The sequence below is a fragment of the Saccharophagus sp. K07 genome (assembly GCF_014336955.1).
GTDB lineage: Bacteria > Pseudomonadota > Gammaproteobacteria > Pseudomonadales > Cellvibrionaceae > UBA5868.
In genome coordinates, this window is sequence record NZ_QRAI01000001.1 from 615,880 (window position 1) to 630,071 (window position 14,192).

Below are 14,192 nucleotides of genomic sequence, written 5' to 3' on the forward strand. Positions count from 1 at the left end.
GCATGCGTAATTTGATCGTCAAAGCGGGTTGGAAATGTCACAAAAAAAAAGTGGGCTTTACGCCGAAAATAGCAGTGGCGGTATCGATTTAGATCGAATATTCGGTGTGCTTCTCGATCACAAGTGGCTGATCGCCGCAGCGACTGTGTTCACTATATTTCTTGGGGTTGCCTACGCCGTGCTCGCCCCGCCGATCTATCGCGCTGATGCGTTGGTGCAGATCGAATCGTCGCGCGCAGCCAATCCATTGGATGAAGTGACGACTCTGCTTGGTAAAGAACCGCCATCGCAATCGGAAATCGAAATTATTCGCTCGCGCGCCGTTCTCGGCCGCGCAGTGGATATTCTCGGGCTTACTCTGGTGGTCGAGCCTAAGACTCTGCCTATAGTGGGCGATTTTTTAATTCGCAAAGGCGTTGAACGACCGCCTCTTTTTACCGGCAGCGCATTTGTATTTGCGAATGAAAACATCCGGGTCGGATCTTTCAGCGTAGATGATCATCACGCTGGCAAAACGTTTGAACTGGTGGTTCAGGACTCGCATAGCTATGGTTTATATCTCGATAAGGAATTCCTCGGCGAAGGACGCGTTGGCGAAGCCGTAGAATTCAATTCCGGTGAAATTAATCTCCACATTGAAGAAACCACCGCCCCCTCCGGTGCAGTCTTCAGATTGAAATCACTGCATCGATCAGTCGCTATAGCGGATCTGAAACGCAATCTTTCCATCGTTGAACAAGGACGCGATACGCGGATTCTCTACTGGAGTCTGTTGCACCCGGTGCCGGAATTTGCCGAATCCGCGCTGCAAACTATTGCCGATATCTATGTTTCGCAAAATGTTCAGAGACAATCGGAAGAGGCGCGCAAAACACTCAAATTCCTCAATGAACAAATTCCTTTAGTTCAGTCGGAACTGATTAAGGCGGAAGAGCGCTTGAATGCCTATAGGGCGGGGCGGGAAAGTGTCAACCTGTCACTCGAAACCCAATCGGTCCTGCAGCGCCTGGTCAATATAGAATCACAGTTGAATGAGTTGGAATTTTCCGAAACGGAAATTTCCCGCCGCTTTATGCCTAATCACCCGACCTATGAAGCGTTGTTGGAAAAGAAAGAACAGCTGCGTAAGCAAAAAGCCGGCATAGAAAACAAAATCGAAGCCTTGCCTGAGACCCAGCAGGAAGTATTGCGCTTGGAGCGCGATATTTCCGTGACACAACAAATCTACGTTCAACTGCGCAATAAAGTGCAGGAAATGCAAATTGCGGAAGCAAGTACGGCGGGCAATGTGCGGATTCTCGACAACTCATCCGTATATCCCAAGCCGGTTTCACCTGATAAAAAACTCATTTTGGTGCTGTCGGCCATTGCAGGATTGGTTTTGTCTTCGGCATTTATTTTATTAAGAGATCAGCTCCGCAGTGGGATAGAAAATCAGGAAGAGCTGGAAAAATTAGGCCTGGATGTTCTTGCCAACGTCCCTCATTCATCGATCCAAGCAAAGTTGCAGCGGAAATTTCGTTCCGCAATGACTGTGCTGGCATTTAATGTCGCTCAGGATCCTGCGGCAGAAGCGTTGCGCGGACTGCGCGCAGCCCTGGCAAAACGTCTTCCTGATGCCAGTAATAATTGTATTGCAATAACCAGCCCGGAGCAGGGGGAAGGTAAAACATTTGTAGCGGTGAATCTCGCAGTTCTATTTGCTCAGCTGGGCAAGCGCGTATTGGTCATGGACTCCGATATGTATCGCGGGAAATTACACGAAATTTTCCGAGAGACCGCTGCGCCTGGATTAAGTGAATTTCTCACTGAGGGGGGAGAGCTGGAGGACGTTGCTCGCCCCGTGGAAGGTTTGCCGAGCCTGTTTTTTATTTCGCGTGGTGCAACTCCTGCCAATCCAGGTGAGTTATTGGCAGGGCAGCATTTTGCGGATTTGTTAGCAGATGCTTCCCGGGTTTTTGATGTCGTTATTATCGATACAGCTTGTGTATTAGAGCGTGCGGACGCCAGTGTTATCGGGGCGCAAGTTGGCACCACCGTGTTGGTGAGTCGATTTCGCGTCACTTCTCCGCAGAAAATCGGCCTTGCCATGCACCGTATGAACACGGCGGGCGCAGCTGTAACTTGCAGTGTTTTGAATGCGCAAAAATAAACCTGTATAGCTCCTGGTGCCGCAATTCGACAAGTGAATTTTGCTGCGTGCATAAGACACGTAATAGACGCGCCCCGGGCATTTGCAGTTTCGCAGCTTTGCTTACAGAGTTGGTTTTCAAGACCAATCAAAATGAGACGAGGAGATTGGATTGGCCATATTTGCCGAGGCGAGATTATTGTCAATTCCTTCGCGGTTGCTAAAAAGTAAGTCGGTACGCAATATCACTTTAGTAGCCGCGGGAACCGCTGGTGCGCAACTGATTAATGTTGCGTTCGCACCTGTGATCACTCGCTTGTATGGTCCGGAGGCATTCGGGATTCTGGGAACCTTCGTGGCGATCCTGGCGATTTTGACACCGCTCGCCTCTCTTAGTTATCCCATAGCCATTGTCCTTCCGAGAGACCACCAGGCTGCCGCGCAGCTTGCGCGCGCGTCTGTATGGATCGCGGTATTAATGACATTGCTTACCGCTCTGGTTTTTGTGTTTTTTAAAGCGCCGATTGTGCAGTTATTTGATCTGCAAACCGTGGAGCCGTATCTATTTCTGGTGCCGCTCTCTATGTTTTTCTCGGCTTTGGTCGCAATAGCCAGCAACTGGATTCTGCGGTACAAGCTATTCAAAGTTTCAGCAAGAGTGACTGTTTTACAGGCTCTGTTCGCGAATATAGCCAAAACTGGTGTAGGTTTAATTTTCCCGGTCGCCGCCGCTTTGATTGTAGTTGCATCGGCAGCAACGCTCTTGCATTGCTTCATGTTGTGGTTTGGGATCCGCCGAGAGTCGACTATCAAGGAGCCCTCTGCCGAAGCAGTCACCAATACTAAAGAACTGCTGTTGCGCCACAAAGACTTCCCGCTCTACCGGACACCTCAAATTGTCATCAACAGCATAGGCCAAAGTTTACCCATCTTGATGATCGCCAGTTTGTTTGGCCCGGCTGCGGCTGGTCTATATGCTTTACCAAAAACCATATTGGGAATGCCGACAATATTGATTGGCAAATCTGTCTCATCAGTCTTTTACCCTCAATTTGTTGAAAATGTTCGCGACGGTAAAAATGGTCATCTCATTTTGTTGCGAGCAACTACATCGCTGCTGGCTGTTGGCGGGTTGGTGTACGCACCGGTAATTCTGCTGGGCCCTTGGTTATTTGCTTTGGTTTTCGGCGACGAATGGTATGCAGCTGGTGAATATGCGCGCTGGATGTCGTTTTGGTTCATCGCCATTTTAGCGACGCGGCCGGTCATTGCGGCGATACCTGTGCTGAATCTTCAAGGCGTATTTTTAATTTTTGAAATTGCCGCATTGGCATTGCGCGCATTCGCCATTTACGCCGGTTACACCATTACGTCTTCCGCGCTTGGCGCGGTGGCGGCATTCAGCTTGAGTTGCGTCCTGTTGTTTTTGATTCTGACGCTTTTGGTGCTTCGTCGTGCTGCAACACATAAGCAGCTGGATGATGGGAGCGGGAATGTAAGCGGATGAGCGATTTCTTCTATTCACCTCAAAGGCGCTCGCAGGAGGATTTGCAAAACGCATTCCGCGTGATATCGAAATCCGCTGCAGATGATTTGCATCTATTTGAAGGTGAATGGGGATCTTTAGCTGTCGGCCGTTCGCCCTACCTAGGTTATGAGCCCTACGAAGATGATCGCCACATTTGCGTAGTGATTGGTGGGCCGGTGCTGTATTTTCGCGATAATCATTTTTTTAATAGCTCCGAAAAAAATGAAGGTACACGCTCGCTGCTGATGCGTTGGCGTGATTCGTCCATTCAGTGGGACGAAGATCTCAGTGGTCCTTTTGTAGTGCTGATCGTTGATAAACACTGCGGAGAAGTTGTTTGTATTACCGATTTAATGCTGTTTATTCCGGTGCTGATTTATGGCTCGGGAAAGGATCTTGCGATTGCATCGCACATCGATATGTTGGCGGTTTTGTGTAAGCAGAGGCGTGCTTACGATCCGGTATCACTTGTGGATTTTGTATTGCATGGATGGGTTACCTATCCTCATACAGCCTACAAGGCAATCTATCAAGCTCAGCCAGCGTCAATATATCGGTGGAATGTTAATAACCGATTGACAACATCAGTATATTGGGAGCCTCAGCAGACGGAAAAATTTTCCAATTTGGACGAGGCAGCACATTATTTGCGCGAAGGCTTAACCGGTTATGTTGAGCGCGTGACGGCGTCGATGGATCATGTTGCCCACTTTATTACGGGTGGAGAGGACTCCCGGGTTTTGGCCGGAGTCTTGCCCGCTAGGTTGAAGCGCGACGCCTATATTTTTCTCGATCATATGAATCGCGAAGGTCGGATTGCGAAGGGTGTTGCGCAGGTTTACGGCGCAAACTTTTGTGTTGGTTTTCGTAGCAGGTCGCACTATGTGGATATATTGCCTGAGGCGGCCGAATTGTGCGGCAGTGGTTTTCAGTATCGCCATGCGCATTCGTTCGGATTTCACGACAGGTATAAGCTCCGTGATTATCCCGCTGTATTTGGCGGTTATTTTTCGGACAATTTGTTGAAAGGATTTTGCGTTCGTACCTTGTCGATCAACCAGCGGTTTGATTTTCTGCCGCAATGGCCGGTTCCATCAGCAGCAGAAATGCCGGCAGTATCCCATCCTCTGTTTTCGTCAAATGTCTTAAATGAGATAACGAACCGCCGCCGTGCTCATTGGGCGAGAGCGGATAAAGTCGAGTCGGATAACCGGGATCAATGGTTTGCAATCTGGCCGTCCACTATGCGGTCCTCGATTACCAATATCCATGTCAATCGACGTTTGTTCGCGAGCTTCGAGCCTTTTCTATGCAAAGAGGCGGTGAAAGTCTGCGCAGCGGTGCCGGTTCAATGGAAATTAAATCGCCGTCTTTTTTGGCGAGCATTCCGCTCTGTTTTGTGTCCCTCACGCTGGCATCGTCATGCAGACGGGCGTTTTCCTTTTTTTCCATGGTGGGTGAACTTCCCCATCCATTTTGGAACTTCTTTATTTCGCGCAGTCGCGCGTCGTTTAAAGATCAGTACAAGTTATCAGGGGCCATGGTGTGATTGGAATGCTTTAGGCAGAAGCCCAGAATACAAGACAGCTTTTGCCAGATTAGGTGCGACCTTGCATCAGAGGGATGAAATTACGGATGTTCTTCTTCCTTGTTTCGCGCAAGCGCAACACCTGTCCATCATTCAAAAAGTTAATCTGATGCAAGCTTTGCATTTGTTCCAAGTGGCGGAAGAGTTTGCGGAAGCACCTACCGAAAAACATCATTTAGACACAGAAGAAATTCAACGTGTGAGGAATATTGACCGATGAATATCAGCGTAGTGGTTCCGGTCTATCAGCATTGGAATTTGACGGAAAAACTATTTAAGGGTTTGGCAGGTCAGACGCTGCCGCAAGATCAGTGGGAAGTGTTGATGGTGGATAACGGCTCCGACCATGTGCCGGCTGCGGAAGAATTGCCTTCATTCGTTAAACTTTTGCACTGTGCCAAACCGGGATCTTACGCTGCTCGCAATGTCGCACTTGATCATGCGCGGGGAGAACTGTTGGTATTCACTGACGCGGATTGTTGCCCGTGCCCTAATTGGCTGAGCCATTTATGGCAAACCTATCTGGAGAGCGATAAGCGCAGTTTAATCGCTGGCGGTATTGAAGTCGCACGATTGGAGGCGGGCAGACATACCCTTGTGGAACTCTACGATATGGCGCTTGGCTTATCGCAAGCGCGCTATGTAAAAAATGGTTATGCCGTCACTGCCAACTTGGCAATTCCGCGCCAGATTTTTGCTGAGATAGGCAAGTTTGACGAGAGCCGCTTTTCAGGCGGTGATCGGGAAATCTGTTTGCGGGCGAAATCCGAAGGCTTTCCTATGTTGTATCAACCCGCTGCATTGGTGCAGCACCCGGCTCGCCAGCGCTGGAGCGAACTGGTGGCAAAGGTGAAGCGCATCAAAGGAGGGAAAATTCGCTCCGGCACTTTAAAAGAACGCACTATCAGTGCCCTACGTACCTATATGCCTCCTGTGTGGGCATGTCTTTCCATTATCAAAAATCGGCGCTTTTCTGTGCTGCAAAAATTGGGAATTTTGTGGGTGCAAATCAGCTTATGGGGGGTAGAAATGGTGGAAGTGACTTGTCTTTTGCTCGGTAAACAGCCAGAGCGGAAATGATCCAAGCTAGCGCGAGAAGCATAAGCCGACAATGTATTACTACATAGGTTACTTGATCATTTCTTTCATAGGGGGCTTGCGGCTGGTGCGCAGGGATACCTGTACGCATCCTTTTTTGCTGTTGTTTTTTGCTGCCACCATCTTTTTGTTTGGATTTCGCTACGGCATAGGTACGGATTACTACAGCTATATTGGAATCTTTGAGGATATAGAAGCGGGCAGAGGGTTTCACAAGAATCGTCTTGAATTCGGCTATTATTGGGCAAATTATGGTCTGGCTCAACTGGGAATGCCGGCCCAGAGTATTATCTTTTTTTCTTATTTGGTGACTCTGTCGCTTATCATTTTTACCGCCCGCCGTTATTCCGATAATTTGTTTATCTCAATATTGGTTCTGGTTTGTTTCGGATTGCTGTTCAAATCAACAAATGTGGTGCGGCAGTGCTTGGCGTTCTCCCTGTGCCTACTAGCCATTCCATACATCCTCAGGCGTGACTTTCTGCGTTTTTTGCTCACGGTATCGCTCGCCGCTTTTCTGTTTCATCGGACGGCACTGTTTTTTGTTGGTGCTTATTTTGTGTACTCCATCCCAAGAAGTCAGCTGCTTTGGTTTTTGTTGTTCCTGTTGGCTGTCTTCATAAAGGTGGCTCATAAGCAGCTGATTGGCACACTGGCGAGTGTGCTGTCGGGACTTGATTTTGTTTACGCGGGATACTTTATTGACATGCAGCAAATACAACGGTCGGCGACCGGGCTTGGTATCAATTTGCTGCTGGAGCTCGGACTCTTTTTCTTTATAGTGGCTAATTTGCCCAATATTAAGGACGACGGAAAATCGCGTCTTTTTTTGTCGGTTTATATGATCGGCATATTGCTGAATTTTGCTTTCTCCGGATCTGCCATGTTCACTCGCGCCACTTACTATTACTACGATTTTGCTTTTCTGGCTTTGCCGGTAGTAGTGCAGTCCATAAAGCCCGGTCCGGGAAGAGCTGTTTTCTACTGTTTGTTCTTGGCATATTGCGTAATGCTTTATGTAAATTCGGCATTTTCCGACGACAGTCAATACCAAAACTACGGCAACGTACTGCTGGGCGCAGGTGAACCCAGTTTAGATTAATGAGATTAAGTGGCCATGAATAATCAAATTAGAATAAGCGTAATTGTGCCTCACTATAACGACAATGAGCGATGTGTGAAGCTGGTTGACGAGATGCTTAGGCAGCATGAGAACTGGCCGTATTTTGAGCTGATCGTTGTCGATAACGGATCTGACGTGCCTCTCAGCCTGCCAGAGCATCCCGCATTGCAATTGCTTCTCTGCTCGACTCCCGGGTCTTATGCAGCGCGCAATCTCGGCGTGCAACACGCCAAAGGTGAAATTCTGGCTTTTACGGATTCCGACTGTATGCCGGATAAGTCTTGGCTTCCGACTATCAAGAACTTTTTTGCGAAAGAGCAAAACACCAACAAGCTCCTGGCTGGCAGAGTGCAGATGTTTCCCGCCCAAAAAGGAAGGGAAAATCTGTATGAGGCTTACGACTGTTTGCTGGGGCTTGATCAGGAGAATTTCGTTAAGCGCGGTTATGCCATTACGGCAAATCTGGTTTTTTTGCGTAAAGTGTATGACACAGTCGGGGGATTTGACTCCGCAAGGCTTTCTGGAGGAGATGCAGCGTTTGTTCGTGCGGCGGTTCGTTTAGGTAGTGAACTTGTTTATGTAAAAGAGGCTGTTGTTCACCATCCGGCGAGGAACAGCTTTAAAGCCTACGATAAGAAAAATCGTCGCACCATCGGTGGGCAAATACGTTGTGGCTCATTAAAATCGCGAATGCTTTTTACAATTCGGAATCTTTTCCCTCCTGTGGTTGAGGTAGTTAAGGTGTTACGCAAAGAGTCAGAGTTCAAACTCAAAGCGAAAGTGTTTGGTTTCCTGGTTTTGTTGTGGTACATGCGGGCAAAAAATACACTGCACGCTTGGTTGTTTCCGTCCTATATGGCGCGCTGATTTTTGATTTCTAAATCTGGTCATCTGTTATGAAAATTATTTACTTGCATCAATATTTCAATACGCCGGAAATGTCTGGCAGTACTCGAACCTATGAAATGGTCCGCCGTCTGGTGGCTGCAGGGCACGAGGTGCATATTGTCACCTCCTGGCGCGAGCAGGATGGCAAGAAAAAGGAATGGTTTACCACTAATGAAGACGGCATAGTGGTGCACTGGTATCCGGTGCCTTATTCGAACCATATGGGTTACAGCCGACGCATCCGCGCGTTTATTCAATTTGTTTTGGCAGCGAGCAAAAAAGCCGCATCCCTTAAAGGCGATGTGGTGTTTGCCTGCAGCGCGCCACTGACTATTGCCATTCCCGGTGTCATCGCTGCGAGAAAAAATCGCATTCCAATGATTTTTGAAGTGCGCGATCTTTGGCCGGAGCTGCCCATAGCAATGGGAGCCTTGCGCAATCCTGTCAGCATTTTCCTGGCGCGAGCTCTGGAACGATGGGCGTATAAAAGTTCGGCCGCAGTTGTAGCTCTGTCGCCGGGAATGAAAGATGGTGTAGTCAAAGCGGGTTATCCGGCGGAAAGGGTCGCAGTGATTCCGAACAGCAGCGACAACCGTCAATTTGCTCCCAACCCCGAGGCAGGGCAGGCATTTCGCGCTGCGAGACCTTGGCTCGGTTCAAAACCCTTGCTGATTTACGCCGGCACCTTTGGTCCGATAAATGGCGTCGGTTATATGGTTGATTTGGCAGAGGCGTTACTCGAGCGAAATCCGGATATCCGCATATTGCTGGTCGGCGACGGCATGGAACGTCCCAAAGTGATTGAAAAAGCGAAAGCGCGCGGGGTTTACGAGAAGAATTTATTTTTCGAAAACCAGATGCCCAAAAAAGACGTCACGGCACTGTTTGCAGCAGCGGATATATCATCGAGCCTGTTTATCGATATACCGGAAATGCGCCCCAATTCCGCCAACAAATTTTTCGATGCTCTGGCATCCGGCACCCCGGTGCTGATCAATTACGGCGGCTGGCAGCACGATTTGGTGACTTCTAGAGAATGTGGTTTGGCCATGTGGAAAAAGCCTATTAATGAGGTGGCGGATATAGTGGCTGAGAAGATTACGGACGCCGAATGGTGTCGTAAGACCGGTGAAGCTGCTCGTCAGCTGGCTGAAACCATGTTTAACCGAGACCTGCAGGCAAGACAATTGGAGAAGGTGATTCGAACTGCGGTAGAAACGCCGGATTTGCCGGTCGCACCCCTCGCGGAATTGAACTATTAATCCGGAGGTGAACCGTGCTCAAGCGTATTTTTGACATATGTGTATCCGCGGCTGCGCTGATTGCGCTTTCCCCGGCCATCCTGATTGTGGCGATTTTGGTTCGCGTCAAATTGGGCGCGCCTATATTTTTTCGCCAGGTCCGGCCGGGAGTGCATGGCAAGCCATTTGAGATGATTAAATTTCGCAGCATGTTGAATGCGTGGGATGAGCACGGCCAGCCTCTGCCAAATGACAAACGTCTGACAAAATTTGGCCGGCTTCTGCGTTCGACGAGTCTTGATGAGTTGCCGGAACTTTGGAACGTGTTAAAAGGTGATATGAGCCTGGTAGGACCCAGGCCGCTCCTAATGGAATATTTGCCTCTGTATAACGAACATCAAGCTCGCCGGCACGAAGTGCGCCCTGGAATTACCGGCTGGGCACAGGTGAACGGCCGCAACGCGATTTCCTGGGAGCAGAAGTTCGAATACGACGTTTGGTATGTCGATAATCAGAGCTTTTGGTTGGATTTGAAAATTCTGTTTTTGACAGTGAAAAAAGTCTTGGTACGCGAAGGCATCAGCAGTAGCGAAACAGTTACTATGCCGAAATTTACGGGCAGCAAGGGATGAACATAGAAGCAGATAAATTGATTATCGTCGGCGCCAGTGGATTGGGCAAAGAGGCGGCCTGGGTGGCTCGGCGATGCGGTATGAAACTTCAAGGATTTGTGGATGATCGGCCGGAGCTGCAGGGCACACAATTTTTCGGCTATCCCGTCATAGGAACCTTGGATGACTGTGTCAATTACACGGATGCGGCTTTTTTTGTCGCTGTGGGTTCGCCGAGAATCCGGCGGAACATAGTACAGAGGTTGACGAAAGACACAGAATTACATTTCGCCAATTTGGTCGACCCGGGCGCTTATATTGAGAGCGATGTCGTTCGCATGGGCTCCGGTATTTTGATTTGTGCTGGCACAGTCATTACTGCAGATGTTGTTATTGGGGATCACTGCGTCATCAATAAATTGTGCAGCGTCGGCCACGATGTAGTGATGGAAAATTTTGTCACATTGGCACCGAAGGTTATGCTGGGTGGACATGTGCATTTGGAGGAAGGTGTTGAAGTCGGCGCTGCAGCGTCTATTCGCCAAGGAACGCCTGTTCAGCGTGGGGCCATGGTAGGAATGGGCAGTGTCGTTGTAAAAGGAGTCTCTGCCAACACGGTTGTATTCGGAAACCCCGCCTCTCCCAAGAAACAACTGGAATCATTCTGAAAAGGCGATGCAACGACGCTATGCAATATAGAAAAGAAATAGACGGACTACGGGCGCTTGCAGTACTTCCAGTCATACTATTCCACGCCGGCTTTGAGCTGTTTGGCGGTGGTTTTGTTGGCGTGGATATTTTCTTTGTAATCAGCGGGTACCTGATTACTACCATCATTATTGACGACATCGAAAAAAAGCGTTTTAGCATCGCTAAATTTTACGAGCGGAGGGTGCGCCGAATTCTTCCTGCGCTGTTTCTGATGCTCGGAGTCGTTTATATCGCCTCCTGGTTTTTATATTTGCCCGCAGCGCACAAAGTTGCAGGGCAGTACGTTATCAGTTCGATATTCTCTTTCAGCAATATCCTTCTTTACCTCAAAGGCAAAGATTATTTTGGTCTAGAGCATTCAAATAACCCTCTGTTTCACACCTGGAGCCTGGGGGTTGAAGAGCAGTTCTATTTTGTCATCCCCGTCGTGCTCTACTTTTTCTGGCGGTCAAATCGCATATGGCAACTTTCTCTGGTGGTTGCGGTAATTGCGTTAAGTCTCTTGGTCAATTACATCAAGAGGGAAGATGCTTCATTCAATTTTTATATGGTTTTTTCCCGTGCGTGGGAATTGGGTGCAGGAATGCTTGCCGCTGTGCTGAAGCGCCAGGGAGTGCGGCCAAATCAACCGCTTTCTGTTGTTGGGTTGCTTCTGGTTTTGATATCGGTGGTTGCAATATCCAGTACCCATCCGTATTTAAATTTCATTCTGGTGTTCCCGGTTTTGGGGGCATTTTTGCTTATTGTATTTACCACAGAGCACGACCATGTCGGCCGAATATTGTCCCTGAAACCGGTTTTGCTGATCGGTCTTATCAGCTACAGCCTGTACTTGTGGCATGTGCCTCTGCTGATTTTTGGTACCTATCTTTTTGACAAAGGGGTTGTCCAGCTAGCGGTGTATTTTCTGGCTCTTTTTTGCATATCTTATTGGTCATACAAATATGTCGAGACGCCATTTAGAAAAACACTTCCATTGAAACCTGTATTGGCTACGGTCGGAGTATTGACACTATGCTTGTCAACCATGGGGGTTATTGGCCATGTGAATGGCGGTTATCCCAGCCGGTCAGAGCTTCTATCTCATCTTGAAAACAATAACGGCTGGGGATTGCGCTGCAACGGCAATGTCCAGATCGATAAAAAATGTTCTGTCAGTGAAACACCTGCTGTGGCAGTGCTCGGCAACAGTTATTCCATGGTGTTCGTCAATGCTTTGCGGCATGACTATTCCGCTGACCTGGTACAGCTGACGCAGGATTCCTGTGCAGTCGGTTATATCGACAATGTCGCTGATGTCAATTCACTATCATGCGAAGATTTTTATCGGCGAGCAGTGTCAACCATTAAAAGCAGTGAATCTATTCAGACTGTCATTATTTCATCGCCATTCAATAGGGAGTTGAGTAATGATGAATACAAAGCGTCATTTCTTCGTCTGCTCAATGATCTGAAGCAGAAGAATGTCTATGTTATAGGCCCAACTCCAAGTGCACCGTTTAAGGTCGGAGAATGCCTGTTCAAGGCGCAGATTTTGGGCCATGCCCAAGGATGTGACTTCGAAGTCGATAACAAACATTATGAAAAGGTGCAGCGCATCGCAGATTTTGTTAATGGCATAGCACATGTGCGCTTTATTGATATCACCGAAATTATTTGTCCCGCTGGAAAATGTGCAATGAAAATTGGTGATAGCGACTCCATGTACATTGACACTGGGCACCTGAGTAAAATGGGTGCCAAAGTCGTTACAGCAAAAATCGCATCCTTGATGGGCTTCCGCTCAGACAATTCGGCGGAAATTTCCTTGTCTACTGATTCAGTTATCTCGGAGTCTCTTTAATGCTCAATGGACCTTTTTCACCATGGCCTTCCTTTACGCAGGCGGAAGCCGACGCGGTGTCGCGAGTTTTGCTTTCCAATAAAGTGAATTATTGGACCGGGGATGAAGGAAGAAAATTCGAGCGGGAGTTTGCCAATTATTTTGGTTGCGAATATGCAATTGCCGTCGCAAATGGCACCAATGCCCTGGAGCTGGCTCTCAAAGGGCTGGGCATTGGGCCTGGTGATGAAGTTATTGTAACGTCGCGCACTTTTTTGGCCTCCGCATCCTGCATAGTCACTGTGGGGGCGATACCGGTATTTGCCGATGTCGATCGCGATTCGCAGAACATTACGGCACAAACCGTTGCAGAAAAAATTACGCCTCGCACACGCGCAATTATTGCCGTGCACTTGGCAGGATGGCCGTGTGAGATGGATGAATTAATGGATTTGGCTCGCCGTCATAATTTGGTTGTGATTGAGGATTGCGCGCAAGCGCACGGCGCCAAATATAAAGGGCAAAGTGTTGGCACTATAGGGGATGTCGGCTGTTGGTCATTTTGTCAGGACAAAATCATGACCACTGGCGGCGAAGGTGGCATGGTCACCACCAACAATAAAGAGCTGTGGGATCGTATGTGGTCCTACAAAGATCATGGCAAGAGCTGGAGCGCAGTTTATGAACGCGCTCATCCGCCAGGATTCCGTTGGCTGCACGAGAGCTTTGGGACCAACTGGCGCTTGACCGAAATGCAAGCTGCAATAGGGCGAGTGCAGCTGCAGTTAATGCCGCAATGGAGTCAAACGCGCCAGCAGTACGCACAGCGAATCTGGGATGCAGCGCGGGCCTGTCCGGCTTTGCGTGTGCCGGAAGTTCCTTCCTATATCGAGCATGCAGCCTATAAGTGTTATGTGTTTGTAAGACCCGAGCGATTAAATCCCGGTTGGGATCGTGATCGAATCATGGCCGCTCTTAATGAAGAGCAGGTTCCGTGTTTTGTCGGCTCCTGCTCCGAAGTTTATTTGGAAAAAGCCTTCGACAATACCAATTGGCGCCCGGCTGAGCCTCTGCCGGTTGCGCGAGAGTTGGGTGAAACGAGTTTAATGTTTCTGTGCCATCCGACGCTGACAGAAGAAGAAGTCGATAAGACCTGTCGAGTGCTATCTCAAGTGATGGAAGCGGCAAGTCGGTAAATGCCAAACACGCCGCGCCGGATGTGTATCCTGCGCGGTCATATCGATCACTGGGCACTTTGTCCTCAGGCGACTTGGAACAAGCCAGCTTCTGGACCGACTCCATACCATCCGAGTAATCCCCCGCAGGCCGAACACCTGCCGCCCCCTCATCCTGTCGCCCGCAAGGGCTGCTTTGCTTACCGACGGGCATTATGCCCGGCTAAGCCCTTATGTGCGCCGCGCACTGACGCGCTATTTAAAGGAGGAATTTAG

At 48.9% G+C, this 14,192-nt stretch carries 11 protein-coding genes; all 11 read left to right on the forward strand.

Features of this window, described 5'->3' with window-relative positions; genetic code table 11:
* Positions 1-34 precede the first annotated feature (34 nt).
* Positions 35-2,152, forward strand: coding sequence for a polysaccharide biosynthesis tyrosine autokinase (locus DWB84_RS02540; RefSeq protein WP_187408182.1), 2,118 nt, complete (start codon positions 35-37; stop codon positions 2,150-2,152).
* A 196-nt stretch (positions 2,153-2,348) separates the two neighbouring features.
* Complete coding sequence (locus tag DWB84_RS02545) at positions 2,349-3,638, forward strand: lipopolysaccharide biosynthesis protein (RefSeq protein WP_255428859.1); 1,290 nt, start codon at positions 2,349-2,351, stop codon at positions 3,636-3,638.
* A complete protein-coding gene (locus DWB84_RS02550; protein WP_187408183.1) occupies positions 3,635-5,467 on the forward strand; it encodes a hypothetical protein in 1,833 nt (610 codons plus the stop codon). The genes DWB84_RS02545 and DWB84_RS02550 overlap by 4 nt, the downstream gene beginning before the upstream one ends.
* Positions 5,464-6,327 (forward strand): glycosyltransferase family 2 protein, encoded by an 864-nt coding sequence (locus DWB84_RS02555; protein WP_187408184.1) that lies wholly within the window; start codon positions 5,464-5,466, stop codon positions 6,325-6,327. Before DWB84_RS02550 ends, DWB84_RS02555 begins: the two co-directional genes overlap by 4 nt.
* 31 nt (positions 6,328-6,358) lie before the next feature.
* Positions 6,359-7,447 (forward strand): EpsG family protein, encoded by a 1,089-nt coding sequence (locus DWB84_RS02560; protein WP_187408185.1) that lies wholly within the window; start codon positions 6,359-6,361, stop codon positions 7,445-7,447.
* Between the two features lie 15 nt (positions 7,448-7,462).
* The gene (locus tag DWB84_RS02565) at positions 7,463-8,335 is read left to right on the forward strand and encodes a glycosyltransferase family 2 protein (RefSeq protein ID WP_255428860.1); all 873 of its coding nucleotides are present in this window, start codon (positions 7,463-7,465) and stop codon (positions 8,333-8,335) included.
* Positions 8,336-8,364: 29 nt separating this feature from the next.
* Positions 8,365-9,618: a glycosyltransferase family 4 protein gene (locus DWB84_RS02570; protein WP_187408187.1), complete on the forward strand. Its 1,254-nt coding sequence runs from the start codon at positions 8,365-8,367 to the stop codon at positions 9,616-9,618.
* A 14-nt stretch (positions 9,619-9,632) separates the two neighbouring features.
* Complete coding sequence (locus tag DWB84_RS02575) at positions 9,633-10,229, forward strand: sugar transferase (protein WP_187408188.1); 597 nt, start codon at positions 9,633-9,635, stop codon at positions 10,227-10,229.
* The gene (locus tag DWB84_RS02580) at positions 10,226-10,876 is read left to right on the forward strand and encodes an acetyltransferase (RefSeq protein ID WP_187408189.1); all 651 of its coding nucleotides are present in this window, start codon (positions 10,226-10,228) and stop codon (positions 10,874-10,876) included. Before DWB84_RS02575 ends, DWB84_RS02580 begins: the two co-directional genes overlap by 4 nt.
* Before the next feature lie 20 nt (positions 10,877-10,896).
* Entirely contained in the window at positions 10,897-12,762 is a 1,866-nt protein-coding gene (locus DWB84_RS02585) for an acyltransferase family protein (RefSeq protein ID WP_187408190.1), read from the forward strand.
* Positions 12,762-13,937 carry a DegT/DnrJ/EryC1/StrS aminotransferase family protein gene (locus tag DWB84_RS02590; protein ID WP_187408191.1) on the forward strand — a complete coding sequence of 392 codons (1,176 nt, stop codon included), beginning with the start codon at positions 12,762-12,764 and terminating at the stop codon, positions 13,935-13,937. The genes DWB84_RS02585 and DWB84_RS02590 overlap by 1 nt, the downstream gene beginning before the upstream one ends.
* Positions 13,938-14,192 lie beyond the last annotated feature (255 nt).